At 68.8% G+C, this 16,370-nt stretch carries 14 protein-coding genes; 9 read left to right on the forward strand and 5 right to left on the reverse strand.

What is annotated here, in order from left to right:
* From ABZZ04_RS12135 to dcm, 3 genes are all read left to right on the forward strand, one after another.
* Entirely contained in the window at window positions 1–1,827 is a 1,827-nt protein-coding gene (locus ABZZ04_RS12135; RefSeq protein WP_356932122.1) for a DEAD/DEAH box helicase, read from the forward strand.
* 67 nt (window positions 1,828–1,894) lie between these two features.
* The gene (locus ABZZ04_RS12140; protein ID WP_356932086.1) at window positions 1,895–2,578 is read left to right on the forward strand and encodes a DUF3883 domain-containing protein; all 684 of its coding nucleotides are present in this window, start codon (window positions 1,895–1,897) and stop codon (window positions 2,576–2,578) included.
* 317 nt (window positions 2,579–2,895) lie between these two features.
* Window positions 2,896–4,158 (forward strand): DNA (cytosine-5-)-methyltransferase, encoded by a 1,263-nt coding sequence (dcm, locus tag ABZZ04_RS12145; RefSeq protein ID WP_356932087.1) that lies wholly within the window; start codon window positions 2,896–2,898, stop codon window positions 4,156–4,158.
* Between the two features lie 11 nt (window positions 4,159–4,169).
* On the opposite strand, the gene ABZZ04_RS12150 is transcribed toward dcm, so the two are convergent.
* The 5 genes from ABZZ04_RS12150 to ABZZ04_RS12170 all read right to left on the reverse strand — a co-directional run bounded on the left by ABZZ04_RS12150 (window position 4,170) and on the right by ABZZ04_RS12170 (window position 11,068).
* Window positions 4,170–4,622, reverse strand: a complete 453-nt coding sequence (locus ABZZ04_RS12150; protein WP_356932088.1) for a very short patch repair endonuclease — start codon at window positions 4,620–4,622, stop codon at window positions 4,170–4,172.
* 138 nt (window positions 4,623–4,760) lie between these two features.
* Entirely contained in the window at window positions 4,761–7,685 is a 2,925-nt protein-coding gene (locus ABZZ04_RS12155) for a Z1 domain-containing protein (protein WP_356932089.1), read from the reverse strand.
* 50 nt (window positions 7,686–7,735) lie between these two features.
* On the reverse strand, window positions 7,736–9,265 hold the full coding sequence (locus ABZZ04_RS12160; protein WP_356932091.1) for an ATP-binding protein: 1,530 nt from the start codon (window positions 9,263–9,265) through the stop codon (window positions 7,736–7,738).
* 198 nt (window positions 9,266–9,463) lie between these two features.
* On the reverse strand, window positions 9,464–9,958 hold the full coding sequence (locus ABZZ04_RS12165) for a GNAT family N-acetyltransferase (RefSeq protein ID WP_356932092.1): 495 nt from the start codon (window positions 9,956–9,958) through the stop codon (window positions 9,464–9,466).
* A gap of 108 nt (window positions 9,959–10,066) precedes the next feature.
* Window positions 10,067–11,068, reverse strand: coding sequence for an SEC-C domain-containing protein (locus tag ABZZ04_RS12170; protein ID WP_356932093.1), 1,002 nt, complete (start codon window positions 11,066–11,068; stop codon window positions 10,067–10,069).
* 87 nt (window positions 11,069–11,155) lie between these two features.
* On the opposite strand from ABZZ04_RS12170, the gene ABZZ04_RS12175 reads away from it, so the two are divergent.
* The 6 genes from ABZZ04_RS12175 (at window position 11,156) to ABZZ04_RS12200 (ending at window position 16,341) form a co-directional block, all read left to right on the forward strand.
* Window positions 11,156–11,950 carry a class E sortase gene (locus ABZZ04_RS12175; RefSeq protein ID WP_356932094.1) on the forward strand — a complete coding sequence of 265 codons (795 nt, stop codon included), beginning with the start codon at window positions 11,156–11,158 and terminating at the stop codon, window positions 11,948–11,950.
* Window positions 11,951–12,046: 96 nt separating this feature from the next.
* Entirely contained in the window at window positions 12,047–12,205 is a 159-nt protein-coding gene (locus tag ABZZ04_RS12180) for a DUF3311 domain-containing protein (RefSeq protein ID WP_078852680.1), read from the forward strand.
* The gene (locus ABZZ04_RS12185) at window positions 12,202–13,833 is read left to right on the forward strand and encodes a sodium:solute symporter family protein (RefSeq protein WP_356932095.1); all 1,632 of its coding nucleotides are present in this window, start codon (window positions 12,202–12,204) and stop codon (window positions 13,831–13,833) included. The genes ABZZ04_RS12180 and ABZZ04_RS12185 overlap by 4 nt, the downstream gene beginning before the upstream one ends.
* 134 nt (window positions 13,834–13,967) lie before the next feature.
* The gene (locus tag ABZZ04_RS12190) at window positions 13,968–14,300 is read left to right on the forward strand and encodes a DUF6412 domain-containing protein (protein WP_356932096.1); all 333 of its coding nucleotides are present in this window, start codon (window positions 13,968–13,970) and stop codon (window positions 14,298–14,300) included.
* Window positions 14,301–14,423: 123 nt separating this feature from the next.
* On the forward strand, window positions 14,424–15,194 hold the full coding sequence (locus ABZZ04_RS12195; RefSeq protein WP_356932097.1) for a YidC/Oxa1 family membrane protein insertase: 771 nt from the start codon (window positions 14,424–14,426) through the stop codon (window positions 15,192–15,194).
* A gap of 286 nt (window positions 15,195–15,480) precedes the next feature.
* Window positions 15,481–16,341 (forward strand): fumarylacetoacetate hydrolase family protein, encoded by an 861-nt coding sequence (locus ABZZ04_RS12200; RefSeq protein ID WP_356932098.1) that lies wholly within the window; start codon window positions 15,481–15,483, stop codon window positions 16,339–16,341.
* Window positions 16,342–16,370 lie beyond the last annotated feature (29 nt).

Genomic DNA, 16,370 nt, shown 5'->3' on the forward strand with positions numbered 1-16,370 from the left:
GTGACTGTCGAGGAATCGTCCCTGCAGATCGGCTTCGACGTAACGCGGACCAGGGCTGTTCTGCGCACCACTGAGCTGTGCCGCAGCGACCTGAACCGGCTGGCAGCCCGCTTTCCCGGGGGCGGGCTGCGCGGTCGGCTCACCCTGGAGCTGTCTCTGGACGACTTTCTGGTGGGCATTGACGCCCTGGCCGACTGGCCGTACCCAGAGTCAGTCGCCTGGACGGATGAGCTCGGTGAACTGGTTGGCGAAGTACTTGATGACGCTGACCAGGCTGAACAGAGGCTCCAGGCACCCGGCCAGGACCGGATGGGGGATGACGATGCAGTGGAGGCAATGCTGGGCTCCGCCTGGCATGCCGACCTGACGGGATTCCAGCGGCGTGACATCGCCCGGCTGCTGTCGTTGCAGCACGGTGCCAACTTCAGTGTTCCCGGGGCCGGTAAGACCCGTGTGGGACTGGCTGTGTACGCGGCCATGAGGGAGCGCGGTGAAGCCCGGCGTCTGCTGGTCGTGAGTCCCAAGTCCGCGTACGAGGCATGGCTTTCTGAGAGCGAGCTCTGCTTCAAGCAGCCTCCGGTCACCATGGTCATGGGGAAGATTCCTGACCCTAGGGCCGAGATCCTGGTGGTCAACTACGAACGCCTCGACAAGTCGCTCGCGGCACTGGCCTCTTGGCTGCGTGGCGCTCCCTCGATGATCGTCCTTGACGAAGCGCATCGCATGAAGCTGGGAGCACAGGGGACGTACGGCAGCGCGTGCATGGCACTTGGGCCGCTCAGCCGGCGGCGGCTCATCCTGACTGGTACACCGGCTCCCAACGGGGCACGGGACCTGGAGAACCTGCTGTCCTTCGTCTGGCCGGGCCACGGACGCCGGGTAGTGACGCAGGCCGTCGCGGGAGGCGACCTCGCGTACGCCAGTTCAGTGCTCCGCCCGCTCTTCACCCGTACCACGAAGAACGAGCTGGGTCTGCCTCCGTTCGAGACACGAATCCGGCGTCTGAAGATGCCTGAGCTCCACCGTGAGGTGTACGACGCGCTGGTCGGACGCTTCACCGCCAGGGCTGAGGCGTCCCGGGCCGACTTTGACGCCCTGGGTAAAGCGATGTTGCGTTTGCTCATGGCCGCCACCAGCCCCGCGCTGCTCGTCGAGGGCGAGAGCCGGCACGAACCGCTGACTTACCAGGTGCCGCCGTTGGAGATCCCGCAGCACGAGTCGCTGTACTCGCTGATGCGGAACCTGCCACAGCATGAGCTTTCTCCGAAGTACAAGGAAGCACTGAAAATCGTCGCGACCAACGCCGCGATGGGACGGAAGACTCTGGTCTGGACGACGTTCGTGCGCAGTATCACCACGATGGAGCGTCTGTTCGCGGGGTACGGGCCTGCTGTGGTGCACGGCGGTACCCCCGACCGTGAAGAGCAGATCAGGCGGTTCCGTGAGGACCCGGACTGCCATGTCCTCCTTTCCAACCCGGCCACGCTTGGCGAAGGCATCAGCCTGCACCACGTCTGCCATGACGCTGTCTACGTGGACCGCGATTTCATGGCCGGACGGTTCCTGCAGAGCCTGGACCGGATTCACCGTCTCGGTCTCGCTCCCGGTACCGAGACACGAGTCACCGTGCTCGCGGTTGAAGGCACCATCGATGAGGTGGTGGCCATGAGGCTTGAAGAGAAGCTTGAGTTCATGGGGAGGATCTTGGACGACCCCTCCGTGCAGCAGCTGGCAGATCTTGAGGACGAGCCGTCTGGCGCCGCAGGCATGGACATGGCTGATGTCCGGGCGTTGCTGAGGCATGTCGATGCTGTCGCCGCCCAGTGACGCCACGCGGCGAGCAGCGCTTCGCTGGCTGGCCGAGCTGCGTGGAGCCGGGGTGCCTAGAGTCCGCATGCTCTTCGCCAACCATCCGGCCTACGCGGACCTCACGCCGGCGCAATACGCCGAAGGCCTTGCCTGGCTCAGACTGACAGGAATGGTGACGGCAACGGGGCATCCCACCGTGGAGATCAGCGACAGCGAGCTGAGGGACACAGAGGCGGCGTCGGCGATTACCCAAGTCCGGTGGAGCCGTGCCGCCGAAGAAGCCAGACGGGCTGTCGGGGAGTCGGGCGAGCAGGCGCTGCTCCGGCTGCTCATAAAGGGAGGTGTGCCGCAGGTCAGGCACGTGGCTGCGGAGTCGGACGCTTATGGGTACGACATAGCCGCAGGAGCTTCCACGGAACGTGCGCACCTGGAGGTCAAGTCAACGACCAACCCCACCCGTCTTGTGATTCACCTGACGCGGCACGAGTACGAGGTCATGGCCACGGATCCTGTCTGGTACCTGGTCGCTGTTCTCGTTGGCAGGGACGGTGACGCGGTGAACGTGGCCACGGTAAGTCGTGCGTGGCTTCACTCAGCCGTCCCGGCGGACCGGGACAGGGCCGGCCGCTGGGAGTCAGTGAGGCTTGAGGTTCCTGCCCGCGCCATAACCCCAGGACTCGCTACGAAGGCGTGGAGGCTTGTGGAGAACTGGCCGACATCCGGCCGGTCGGTCTGGGCGTTCCAGCCCCCGGCACCACTGCCCGTATGAGCGTGAGCGGCGGAATCCAGAGAGGGACGCTCCGGCAGTAGCGGGACGCCGGGAGCGCGACCCGGCCAAGTTTTTGTGGCTGAGGTCACAGGCTGCGTACTTGTTCCCCGCTGCCGGCTGCTGGAGCGGATGCCCGGGCAGAAGGTGCGCGAAAGGAACCAGCGGAGCAGGTCTGGTGTGTACCGACAGCTTTCAGCCGGGCCGAGGGGCGGGATGACCAGCCCGGCCTCGTTTGGCGGGAGGTGAGAAGGCGCCGAGAACCGGATGCTTAGATGCGACACTTGCATGTCTGTATCAGCCATGCCAGGAGGAGTCCCATGGGGTCCCGGTCCCGTCAGCCACACCAGGAGCAGCTGGTGGGCCCGAACGATCACACGTTGACCTCGATCGAGATCTGCGCAGGTGCTGGTGGGCAGGCCATCGGGCTTCACCAGGCCGGTTTCAAGCACCTGGCTCTTGTCGAGATCGATCCACATGCCGCGGCCACGCTTGAGGCGAATATTAAGCGGTTGGAAGAGTGGAGTTGGGAGCAGAGCTACTGCGACGTATTTTCTGGGGATGTTAATAAATTTGTTCCGATCCCCACCGAAGAGGTTCCTGATTCCGGCTTGAGGAAGCCGGTTGGTTTTTTGGGCGGTCCGCTTCGCAGAGGTGATCTTGACCTTCTTGCCGGTGGCGTCCCCTGCCCGCCCTTCTCGCATGCCGGTAAGCAGCTGGGGAAGGATGATGAGCGAGACCTCTTCCCGCGCATGCTGGACCTTGTTGACAAGCTGCACCCCAGGGCAGTGATGATCGAGAACGTTCGCGGGATCAAGGACGCGAAGTTCGAAGATTATCGAACCTATATTGAAGCGCGCCTTCAGGGCGGGCGAGCTAAGCACCCTGAGACGGGGATTGAAGAAGATTTCGCTGGATTCGGCTACGAAGTATGCGAGTGGGAGGTGCTTGAGGCCAGCGATTTCGGTGTACCTCAGCTGCGCCCGCGAGCCGTTCTTGTGGCTATCAGGAAAGACGTGCTCGGTGATCTGAAATTTGTTTGGCCGACCGTCATGGGTGAGCCGAAGAGTGTTTTCGATGCCCTCTCTGAATCTATGGAGAACCGCTACCGCCCTTACTTGGAAAAGGGGGGAGAATTCGCAGGGGTGGCGAGGAAATGCCTGGATGGCTGGAAGCAGAAGGCGTCCAGGGCTGCCGTAGAGAAGAAGGACGGTGGCGTCGCTCCCACTTTGGTTGGAGGGTCGAAGAAGCATGGCGGCGCTGACCTCGGACCGAGCCGGGCGAAGGCGGCGTGGAAGCAGCTCGGCGTTTCTGGTATGGGCGTAGCAAATGGCTACGAAGAAGGGGAGAAGAAGCGGAGCCAGGGTCGTGATCTTTTTGGTCCGGACGGCCCCATGCTGACGGTTGAGCAGGCCGCGATCATCCAGGGATTCCCGGACGACTGGGAATTCACTGGCGGAAAGACCGCTCGGTACCGGCAGGTAGGTAATGCCTTCCCTCCGCCTGTTGCCAGGGTGGTAGGAGAAGCGATCGCGGACGTGCTGCGCGCTGCGCGTGAACGCGACGAGCAGGCCGAGAAGTAGTCACTGAACCCTTACCGGGGGAGGTTGCGCCGACGGTCGAGGACCGTGCTGATGATCGATGCGGCGCAAGCGTCCGAATCCTGGTGTTCCCAGAACCGCAGGACCATCCAGCCTGCTTCGGTAAGGCGCTGGTTGGTGTCACGGTCACGGGCCATGTTTCGCGCGACTTTTTCTGACCAGTAGCCAGAGTTGGTCTTCGGCGGAATGTAGTGCTCCGGGCATCCATGCCAGTAGCAGCCATCGATGAATACCGCGACCTTCGCCGGACGGAAGACCAGGTCTGCCGTCCGGCGAAGGTCTGGAAGAGGTCTGGCCGCGACGCGATAACGCAGACCTTGGGCGTGGACGAGCTTGCGGATCAGCTGTTCTGGCTTCGTGTCGCGACTACGGATGGCTTGCATGTTCCGGCGTCGCGCGGCCGAAGATGCCCAGGACCCCTCTGGCGGTACCCAGTCGTCGCTCATTCTTCCCCAGGTCTGTGCGCGGGGTAAGTGCTAGGTATTTACACGCCCCTCCTGGGATTCTCGCGCCAATCCGGCTCGGTTGCAATCCTGGATGAAGGATTGGAAGTGTTTATTCCTTTTGGTGGTCGGGGGTGGTGCTCACTTATCGGAATGGGTGCCGATGATTGGCGAGTCTGCCTGTCCGGAGTTGATTACGCGGAAATGGAGGCAGGGGGTTGACCTGGCTAGAGGGTTCGCGGCTGGGATGAAGGCCATAGCCATGATGACCTTGGCCGGATCGATGCTGCCGCGTGTCACGTGACCAGCGAGAGGGCCAAGATCAGGGTCAACCACTGGGTAGAGGAGAACGGCTCCACGCCGTGGCTGATGAAGCTGGGAGGCGAAGGGGTCGTCCTCGCACAGCGGACGGATGCCGGCGATGCGTTCGGCGGACTGCCGGTGGGACACGCCGGAGATGCGGTTGAAGACGCCGTGGGCATTTCGCTTGCGCTGCACGAGAGTGAGCGGCTCCGCTCCAAGGATCCCAGCTGAGACGCTCGTGCGGCCAGAGGTCTGGGGAAGGACCAGGGCCCAGTCGTCAGTGGCGCAGCCAGCGCCGCTGGAGTCCTTGAGGTAAGCCAGGTGGGGAGCGAAAAGGTCGGGGCGTCCCCAAGCGAGACCACCCATGACGCTGAGCAGCTGATCATGGCTGAGGACCGTGGTCCTGGCCGGGTACCGGATGTAGTTTCCACGGTCGTCTTCGGACAAGGTGACGAACACGGAGATGTCCTGGTCTAACGTCTCAAGAGCGGGCAGCCACGTCTCCGTGTTGTGCCGCAGGTCCGCCGGGTCCGTGGGGTATGCCGTCGGCTCGACCCACTGGCCCGGTGAACGGATCTCCACCAGCTCCGCGTTGAACATCTTGTTGCGGCCGCTCGGCCTGATCCACGGCAGGTGCTGGGATACCAGCGGGGGGATCTGGGCGGGGGTCACCTGGGGTCTGCCGTCCACCGGTTTCGCGTAGCGCGAGAGCTGGGAGCGGAAGGTCTCCTCGTCGCGGCAGATCGCCTCGAACGCCTCGTACAGGTCGACCGTCCGCGTCTTCGTCAGTGGTTCCTCGCGGCCGATGTAGAGGCGGACCAGGTCGCGGTAGCCGGGGCGGAAGCCGAACCAGCGGCCCATCTGCATCAGGGTGTCCGCCTGGCGGGTGGTGCGGCGGTAGTAGGTGACGGTGAGGCCCTCGACCGTGAAGCCGCGGGAGAGCTTCGTGCCGCCGACCAGGATCTTCCAGACGTTCGGTGTCCGGTCGAAGTCCAGGTCCACCTGGGAGAAGTAGCGGTCCGTGTCGCCGTTGACGACCACGACCGGGTTGCCGCCCGCGTTGATGAGCTGGCGGGCGCGGGAGACGTACGGGCGCAGCTCGGCGTAGTCGGACGGGGTCGGGAGGCCGTCGTCCGCGTGGCGGGCGAAGTCGTCGGCGAGCAGTGCCTCCAGGCGGGCGTGGCCCTCGTGGGAGGTGTAACCCGCCCGGTGCCACTGGGTGTTGATGCGCAGCGCCAGGTCCGCGTGGTCGTCCATCCTCACCGATTCGTGCACCAGCATCGTGTGGTGGCGGAACGGGCCCTCGGGGACTCCGCGATCGATGCGGTACAGCTTCAGCGCACCGGTGAGGACGAACGCGTCCATCGCCTCCTGGAGACGGTCGCCCGTGTCGTCGCGGATGCCGCGTACGTGCGTCTCCTCGGCCGTTCCCCCGCCGTCCAGGTCGTGGAAGTCCTGCACGCCCATGTAACCGGTGGGGCGGGGAAGGGAGATGAGGAAGTCGCGCGGGAAGATGTCCTCGCCGTCGCTCGGGTCGATGAAGACGTTCGCGAACGGGGTGGCGGTGTAGCCGACGTACTGGGCGCGCGGGAGCAGGCCCAGGAGCTGGGAGATCAGACCGTTGATCGCCGTGCGCCGCGTCCGGCCCGATTCCCACTTCTTCGGGTCGGACGTGTTCACGGACGCCTGGTCGGACTCGTCGTCGATGATCAGGGTGGGGATCTCCCGGAGGATCGGGCCGATCTTCCGGAGGTCCTTCACCAGGTTCGTCAGGACGGACTTGTTCTTCTTGACGACCATGACGCGGGCGGCCGCGCGGTGCAGGTTGTCGGGGACGTACAGCGGCAGGTGCTTCTCGCGCTTCTCGATCTCCAGGGCCCCGATGCCCTGCAGGAGGCTGCGGTAGTCGTTGTCCCGGGTGGTGAGGCGTTCGATGTTGAACGGGCGGTGGCCGTGGCTGACGAACTTCGCCGGCCAGTCCTCGTCGTCCTGGTAGTCCACGCCGACCAGCGAGTCCGGGTCGGACGGGTCGGCGCCGCGCAGGATGTTCTCCTGCCCGATCAGCTCCATGTCCAGGCGGCGCTGGGTCTGGCCGCGCAGGAGGTTCAGCGTGCCGCCGAGGACGATGACCAGGCGGTAGCCCGCGTCGACGGCCTTCGCCGCGACACCGGTGAAGTTGGCCGTCTTGCCGGACTGGACGTAGCCCACGACCAGTCCGCGGGCGCCGTACGCCTCGGTGCGGGTGGGGTCGGAGAGGCGTTCCACCACGGCGTGGCTCGCCTCGTCCAGGCCGGCGACCGCGGCGTCCGACCAGCCCTTGCGGCGCAGCAGCCGCTCGTAGGAGTTCCAGTAGAAGGAGCGGGCGGCGGCGAGGTCCCGCGAGTACCAGGAGACGAATTCCTCGCTGATGACGGTGGGACCGGGCTCCTTGAAGACCGGGACCGCGGAGTCGAGCGCCTTGCGCAGGTCGGCGCCGAGGCCGAGACGGTCGTACGTGTCCGTGCGGCGGGCGTCGGTGCGGGGCGGGGCGGTGGACCAACCGGCCTGTTCCGCCAGGTCCCAGCCGGTCAGGGTGCGGTGCCAGAGCGCGGCGAGCGCGTCGCCGGGACCGGCGGCGGCGATCCGGTCCCGGAAGTGGCCCAGCTCCGTGTCGGCGGGTTCGTCGGCCTCGGAGAGGACGAAGGCCAGCTTCGCGAAGTGCTTCGGGCCGCGCCGCATCGCGGCCAGGACGTCGCCGTGCAGGTTGAACAGGTGGTCGGTCATGGGGAGCGGCTTCCTCGGGATACGGGCGGGGGACGCGGGCCGGTCGGTGGTCAGCGTGCGAGTTCGCAGCGCGCCGCCGTCACCAGGACGCTGTTCCACAACGCGACGTTGTCGGTGTGGACGGCCCGGACCCGTTCCTTCTGGAAGATCTCGTTGACCATGAGGTAGAGCATGCTCTTGACCACCGGCGCGTCGTTGAGGCCACCGCGCCGGCCGCCGTTGAACACCTGCCGGTACTCCTTGTTGAGCCGCACTTCCCGTTCCTCGCGGTCGAGTTCGAAGAACACGTCCGGCGGGAGCGTGTCCCAGCGGAAGGAGATCGGGTCCTCGCCCTCCAGCTCCGGCAGTTCGTCGCGCAGGGTGCGCCGGAGCTTGGGATCGATGCCCTTGCCCGCGGGGAGGACGGCCCTGCGCTGCGGTTCGGTGGCGCGCCGGGAGGCCTCCCGGTAGGTCGCCTCGGCCTCCTGGAGGTACGCGCCGAAGGCGTGGCCGGTCCCGTCGACGGCCTGCTCAAGGCCGCGTGCGAACGCGGGGGTGACGGTCACGCCGTCCTTCTTCACCGTGAGGCCGAAGACGTCGTTCGGCTCGCCGGGCAGGTCGACGGCGATCCGGGCGAGGGCGAGGTGGCCCTCCGCGCTGCGGGTCCCGTTCCAGCCGCCCGCCTGGACGAGCCGGTCGTTGCGGTAGACGTAGAAGCCCTGCCGTTCGGCCAGCGGTCCGATGCCGCGGAAGCTGACCAGGGGCGACTTCGGCGGCCAGACGTGGGCGGTCAGTGCCACGTCGCCGACACCCTCGACCGGCGCGGTGTACGTACGGGGGTAGCCGGCCCGGCCGGGCACGCGGTAACCGAAGGGGTCGATGGGTTCGACGCCTCGGTGGTCCAGCTCGTCCCTGGTCCGCACGTCCTCCACGACGATGTCCATGTGGAAGCCCTCGCGGGCGAGGAAGCGGTGCAGGTGGAGTCCGAGATGGGTCTCCAGCTTCTCGATCGCGTCGTTGAGGAAACGGTCGGCCTGCCCGGCGACGACGGTCTCGAAGGCGCGGACCCGGTCCCAGCGGACGATCGTGCCGTGCCACTGGATCAGCCCGTCGTAGCGGTCGACCAGGTCCTGGCAGTAACCCGGGTCGACGATGTCGCACGTGAAGTCGTCCTGGGCGCGTGCGGTCAGCCAACGGCGGCCGGTCGACGGGCTCTTCCTGGTCCGGCTGATGACGGTGAGCGAGTCGGCGTGGGAGAGCGACGCGGCCTTGAGGCCGGCGCCGAAGTGGCCGAGCGCCGTCTCGGAGTAGTTCTCACGGCCGCCGACCGTCATCGCCGTGTCCAGGGCCTCGTCGTTCATGCCGTGCCCGTCGTCGATGACGAGGAGACCGACGAGCCGCTCCTCGTCCCGGAGGAAACTCACCACGACGTTGTGGGCGCCCGCGTCGATGGAGTTGTCGACGAGGTCCGCGACGGCCGCCTCGAAGCCGTAGCCCTGGTGCGTCAGCGATTCGACGTAGCGGGCGGCCGGTGGGAGCCGCTTGCTTCCCGAGGTCGGGATCTCGAACTGCCAGTCGGAGGAGGGCTGATAGGGAGGCATGAACACTTCCTCGCGCACACAGAGCTGAGACCTGCGTGTGGAGGTGTGGCCCTGAGATCGAACGGTGAGGATGTGATGATATTGCAAAGGTGGGACAGAGGGGAATCCTGTTGACAAAGCCTCCGACTGTCACCCCGATCCGCTGTCCGGATCCACCGGCCCGCCCGTCGCGGCCACCGGCCGCGTCGGCGGTCCGCGTCAGTTCCTGCGTGCGATGTCCAGGGCGTAACGGAGCCCCGGGCGGTCGCTCAGCCAGACCTCTTCTCCCGTGGGGACGAAGCCCGTGCGGGTCAGGACCGTGCGGGAGGCCGTGTTGTCGAGGGCGGCCGACGCGTGGAGGGCGGTGAGGCCGTATTCCGTGGCGGCCAGTGTGCACAGGTGGCGGACGGTGGTGGTGGCCAGGCCCCGCTTGGTGGCCTTCTCGGCCATGCGGAAGCCCAGGTCCGCGGAGCCGTCCGCGACGTCGACCAGGTTGAACCGGCCGAGCACCTCGCCCTCGGGGTCCACGAGGAGGTGGAAGTGGCAGATGCCCTCGGCCTGTTCGGCGAGCCGCTCGGCGTGCAGGGCGTCGAAGTGGGTGAAGTAGTCGTCGCCGCGGTCCGGTACCGACGCCGCGAAGTACGCACGGTTCTCCCGCTCGAACGCGAGCAGGGCGGGGGCGTGGTCGGGGCGGAGGCGTTGGAGTTCCGGCATGGGAGAACCATACGGATCGCGGGCGCGGGGTGCCCGTGCTTTGCCGGGCGGCCCGGCCCCCGCCCGCCGGAGCGGTCGGGCGGGGGACCGGGGCCGTACGGCCGGGGCTCACTCGCCTCCGTGGCACTCCCGGTAGGGCCGGTCCGAGCCGCACCAGCAGGGGGCGTTGCGGGCCGGGGGCCAGGGGATCGCGCGGCCGCGGGCGGCGAGGGTGGTGGCGTACTGGGGGAGGAGTTCGGGGGCGGTGGGGGAGGCGGCCTCGGAGGCGGCGAACGCCTCGTACGACGGGACCGTGCCGGTCACGATGCCGAGGTTGGGGGTGCCGGCCCGGTGGAGGTCCCGCAGGGCGGCCTCCAGGCGGGCCAGGTGCTCGGGGTGGGAGGGGTACTCGTCGCGCAGCTGCGGGTACGCGGCGAGGAGTTCGTCGAGTTCGGCGGCCGGCCAGTGCAGCAGTGCGACCGGGAACGGGCGGGACAACTCCGTGCGGTACGCGCCCAGTTCGGCGCGCAGACGGGTGATCTCGGCGCGGAGCTCGCCCGGGTCCGAGGAGCCCAGCGACCACAGGCGCTTGGGGTCGTGGAGTTCGTCCAGCGGGACGGCGGCCGTGTGGACGGTGTCGGCCAGCGTGTCCCACGCGTCGTGGTCGGCGCCCATCAGCCGGCGCACCCGGTGCCGGCCGAACAGCAGTGACCGGGTGGCGTACGGGACCTCCTCGCCGGGTGTGAGGAGCAGCGTCAGCGCGGTCGAGAAGCAGTCGTGGGCCGCTTCGAGCTCGTCGTGGTTCTCCAGGGTCCCGGCCGCGACCTCCCAGGCGGCGGGGTCGAGCGGGGCCGCGGCGCGGATGCCCTCGATGATCGCGCGGGCCTCCGCCTCGTGGCCGTACTCCCACAGGTTGGCCGCGTTCAGGGCCTTGACCAGGTGGGGGTGGTCGAGGTCGGGGGAGCCGAGCAGCTCGCCGTAGAGGGTGGTGGCGCGGGCGCGGTCGCCGGCGAGTTCCAGATGGGCCGCGGCGCGCAGGAGCAGCGGCTCGCGGTCCTCGGGATACCGCGCCGCGGTGCGCAGCAGGCGCTCGGCTTCGGTGGTGTGGTCGGCAGGCGTGTCGGGGCGCATGAATCACACCGTACTGCCGTACGGCTCCTGGGCGGAGGGACGTTCGGGCCCTGGAGAGTTACGGACGATGGGCCTATCGTGCGGGCCGTGCGGGAGCGGATACCGGTTGTGGTGCAGCGGAACCCGTGGGGGCGGAGGGCCGTCGCGCGCGGGCTCTGGACGGCTGCCGAGGTGGTGGTGACCCTCGGTGTCGTCCTGTTGCTGCTCGTCGTCCATCAGCTGTGGTGGACGAACCGGCAGGCCGGTGCCGGGGCCCGGGACGAGGTGCGGGCCCTCCAGAGGCAGTGGGCGCAGGACGGGGGGACCGGTGAGGGGGCGGGGGACGGGCGGGGCGAACGGGACGAGCAGGGGGAACGGGGGGAGCAGGGGGAGAAGGCGGCGGCGGAGGGGGGCGGGGAGCGTGGGGGAAGCGGTGGGGGCGGGCCCCGGGAGGACCGGGCGTACGCCGTCATCCGCATCCCCCGGATCGGGCTCGCCGCCCCCGTCGCCCAGGGGGTCGGCAAGCGCGGCGTCCTCGACAAGGGGTACGTCGGGCACTACCCGGGCACCGCGCAGCCCGGACGGCCCGGGAACTTCGCGCTCGCCGGGCACCGCAACACCCACGGCGAGCCCTTCCGGTACATCAACCGGCTGCGGCGCGGGGACCGCATCGGCATCGAGACCCGGGACGCCGTCTACACGTACACCGTCGACCGGACGCTCGCCCGGACCGGCGCCCACGACAGCGGGGTCATCGCGGCGGTACCGCGCAGCGTCGTGAAGCCGTCCGCCGGGTACGACACGGCCGGCAGCTATGTGACGCTCACCACCTGCACGCCCGAATTCACCTCCCGGTACCGGCTCGTCGTGTGGGGAAGGCTCACCGATGTCCGGATGCGGTAGCCGGGCGCCCGACGCGGTGGCCGGATGCCCGGACGCGGCGGCCGGGTCGCACTAAGGTTCCCTGACGTGCTCAGACGACGTCCGCAGTTGTTGTGGTTGCTGGTCCCCTACGTGCTCTACCTGGGGGCGCTGCCGTTCGTGAACCGGGTCCGTCCGGTGGTTCTCGGGCTGCCGTTCCTCTTCGTGTGGCTGCTCGGGGCGACCCTGCTGACCCCCGTCGCCGTATGGCTGACCCGGCGGGGGGACCGCCGGTGAACGCCACGGTCGCGACCTCCGTCTTCGGGGTCTTCATGGTCGTCACCGTCGCCCTCGGCCTGCTCGCGACGCGCGGCCGGCGGAAGGGGAACGGGAGCGGGGAGGGCGGTGGCCTCGCCGAGTGGTCCGTGGGCGGGCGCAGCCTGGGGACCGTCTTCATCTGGGTGCTGATGGCCGGCGAGGGCTACACCAGCTTCAGCTACCTGGGCGCCGCGGGATGGGGCTACAACTACGGGGCGCCGGTCCTGTACGTGGTGGCGTACATGTCGTGCGGGTACGCCGTCGGCTACGTCGTCGGACCGATGCTGTGGGCGTACGCGCGCAGACACGGGCTCGTCGGGATCACCGACATGGTGGCGCACCGCTTCGGCCGGCCCTGGCTCGGCGCGCTCGTCGCGGTGCTCGCGACCGTCTTCCTGCTGCCGTACATCCAGCTCCAGATCACCGGCATGGGCGTGGTCGTCTCGACCATCTCCTACGGCGCCATCGGCCTGAACCAGGCGTACTTCATCGCCTTCGCCGTCACCACCGGCTTCGTCGTGGTGAGCGGGCTGCGCGGCAGCGCGTGGGTGTCGGTGCTCAAGGACGTCCTCGTGATCGCCACGCTCGGCTTCCTCGCCGTCTACGTGCCGATGCACTACTTCGACGGGTACGGGCCCTTCCTCGACCGGCTCGTCGCGGAGAAGAGCGAGTGGCTGACCTTCCCCGGGCACGGGGACAGCGGGCTCGGGCAGGCGTGGTTCGTCACCACCTCGTTCCTCAACTCCCTCACCGTGGTGATCTTCCCGACGACCGTCGCCGGTTACCTCGGCGCGAAGAACGCCGACGTGCTGCGCCGGAACGCGATGCTGCTGCCCGCCTACAACGTGCTGCTCTTCGTGCCGATGCTGCTCGGCATGGCGGCCCTCTTCGTCGTGCCGGGGCTGGTCGGGGCCGAGTCCAACCTGGCGCTCTTCAAGCTGGTCGTGGACTCGCTGCCGGCCTGGACCGTCGGGCTCGTCGGGGTGGCGGCGGCGCTCTCCTCGATCGTGCCGATGGCGGTCTTCATGCTGGTCATCGGCACGATGTGGGGCCGCAGCGTGCTCTCGCTCGTACCCCGGTGGGAACGGCGGCAGAAGGGCGCCGCGCAGGTGGTGGTCGTGGTCGCGGGGAGCCTGGCGCTGCTGCTCACGTACACCGCGCCGAACACTCTGGTGCGGCTCTCCCTCATCTCGTACGAGGGGATGGCGCAACTGCTTCCCATGGTGCTGCTGGGGTTGGTGTGGCGGCGGCTGACCCTGCTCGGGGCGATGAGCGGGCTGGTCGTCGGGGTGGGGACGGTGTGCGGGTTCGTGTTCACGGAGAACGATCCGGTGTGGGGGGTGAACGCGGGCATCGTGGCGCTCGGCGCCAACCTCGCCGTCGCGCTCGTTGTGACGTACGCGGGGCCGCGCGAACGCGACGACCGGCCGGACGACGAGGTGCTGGCCCGGGACGAGATCGGGCTCGTGGCGCGGGACGCGGAGTCCGGCGAAGGAGGCGACGGCAGCGATGGCGGCAGCGGTCGTGGCGGCGGTGTCCGGACGAGCACGGGTACGGGTATGGGGACGGGCACGGGCACGGGCACAGGTACGGGCACGGGGGGCTGACGCGTCCGGGGCGGGAGACGGTACCGGAGGCGGATGGCGCTGTCGGACCCATCGTGTATAACGGCTGGAGAGCCGAACGCACGCACACGCGCGGGCACACACATGTGTGAACGGGGAGAAGAGGGGAGGGACCGATGACCAAGGACGCGAACCGTCTGCGCGATGGTCTCGCCCGGCTGCTCCGTCCCGCCGGGCTGCTGCTCTTCCTCGTCACCGAGATCCTGCTCGCCGAGGGCGGCAGCCTCTCCGCCGCGGTCGCGCTCGCCGCCACCGCCGCGGCCGGTTCCGCGCTCGCCGTCGCCTCGCTCATCAGCGCCCGCTGTGCCGCCCCGGTGCCCCGCACCCGGGTCCGTACCGCCATCCGGGACCGGGAGAGACGCACCGCGTTCCTGCCGCAACGGGACCCGGACGCCAAGGGGCGCAGACGCCCCCGAGCCCCCGGCCGTGTTCTTCCGACGGCCGCGTAGGGGTTCGTTCTCGCCGGTGGGTGCCGAAGCAGGCGCCCGTCCCCGCCCGTAGAAGCCCCTGCGGTCCGTCATGCCGATCACGCATTTCCTCCCGGCACGACGAGACCCTCGGAGGGCTCACCCATGTCCGTCTTCATGTCCGCATTCGCCGCCCTGGTCGGAGCGCTGGCCGACGCGCTGGAACCGCTGTTCCAGACCGCGTCCGCGGCCGCCGCCATCGTGCTGTTCACCGCCCTCGTACGGCTCGCCGTGCACCCCCTGTCGCGGGCCGCGGCGCGTGGGCAGAAGGCCCGCACCAGGCTCCAGCCGCAGATCGCCGAGCTGCGCAAGAAGCACGGCAAGAACCCCGAGCGCATGCAGCGGGCGCTCATGGAACTGCACAAGAAGGAGAAGGTCTCGCCGCTCTCCGGCTGCCTGCCCAGCCTGTTGCAGATGCCCGCCTTCTTCCTCCTCTACCACCTCTTCTCCAGCGGGACGATCGGCGACGAGCCCAACGAACTGCTCGGCCACCAGCTCCTCGGCGCCCCGCTCGGCGAGCGCTGGCACGACGCGCTCTCGCAGGGCGGGCCGTTCGGCGAACAGGGGCTGGTCTACCTCGGCCTGTTCGCGATCGTCGTCGCCGTGGCCACGTTCAACTACCGGCGTACGAAGCAGCAGATGGCCGCCAACCCCGTCACCCCGGCCACCGGCCCCGACGGGCAGCCGGTTCCGGGCATGGGCGCGATGACGAAGCTGATGCCGCTGATGTCCTTCGCCACGCTCTTCACCGTGGCCGTCGTACCGCTCGCCGCCGCGCTGTACGTCGTCACGAGCACCACCTGGACCGCGGTCGAGCGGGCCTTCCTGTACCGGGACATGCCGGCCGCCGGGGCCGCCGCGGCCACCACCGGGTGAGCGGGGCGGGGACGGGGCAGGGTGGGGTGCCGATGCCGGACACCCCGATGGAGGGCCTGGGCCGGACACCTTGATGGAGGGCCGGGACAGGCACCCGGTGGAGGGCCGGACAGGCGTCCGGCGGAGATACGGGGACGGGCACCCGGTGAAGGTGCGGGACGGGTGCCCCGGTCCAGGTTGTGAACAGGGTCTTGCAGAGTGATCGGATGTCTTGGACGATCGGACAAGCCTGCGATGGCCGCCACCCATCCGACGGGCCCGATCTCGACCAAGGGGAGAAAGACCGTTGAAGCTGCTTCGTGTGGGTACGCCGGGTGCGGAACGACCTGCGCTGCTGGACGAGGACGGAACCCTGCGCGACCTGTCGGGAGTCGTCACCGACATCGACGGCGCGCTGCTCGCCGACGCCTCCGCGCTCGCCCGGGTGCGGGCCGCCGCGGCCGCGCCCGGTGAGCTGCCCGAGCTGGACGCCGACGGGCTGCGGGTCGGGCCGCCGCTCGCCCGGATCGGCAAGATCGTGTGCATCGGGCTGAACTACCACGACCACGCCACCGAGACCGGCGCGGAGATCCCGGCCGAGCCGATCCTGTTCTTCAAGGCGCCGGACACCGTCGTCGGACCCGACGACACGGTCCTGGTGCCGCGCGGCAGCGTCAAGACCGACTGGGAGGTGGAGCTCGCGGTCGTCATCGGGCGCACCGCCCGCTACCTGGAGTCCGCCGAGGAGGGGCTCGCGCACGTCGCCGGGTACGCGACGGCGCACGACGTCTCCGAGCGCGAGTTCCAGATCGAACGCGGCGGCACCTGGGACAAGGGCAAGAACTGCGAGACGTTCAACCCGCTGGGGCCGTGGCTGGTGACTGCGGACGAGGTCGCCGACCCGCAGGCGCTGTCGCTGCGGCTCTGGGTCAACGGCGAGCTGAAGCAGGACGGCACGACGGCCGACCAGATCTTCCCGGTGGGCGAGGTGGTCCGCTACCTGAGCCACTTCATGACGCTTTACCCGGGCGACGTGATCAACACCGGCACCCCGGCCGGGGTCGCCCTGGGACGGCCCGAGCCCAAGCCGTACCTGCGCGCCGGGGACGTCGTGGAGCTGGAGATCGAGGGGCTGGGGCGGCAGCGCCAGGAACTCAAGGACGCCTAGCCGCAGGGGCGGGCGGTCCTCCGGGGTGC

This window comes from Streptomyces sp. NPDC006435 (assembly GCF_040612315.1).
Taxonomy (GTDB): Bacteria; Actinomycetota; Actinomycetes; order Streptomycetales; family Streptomycetaceae; genus Streptomyces.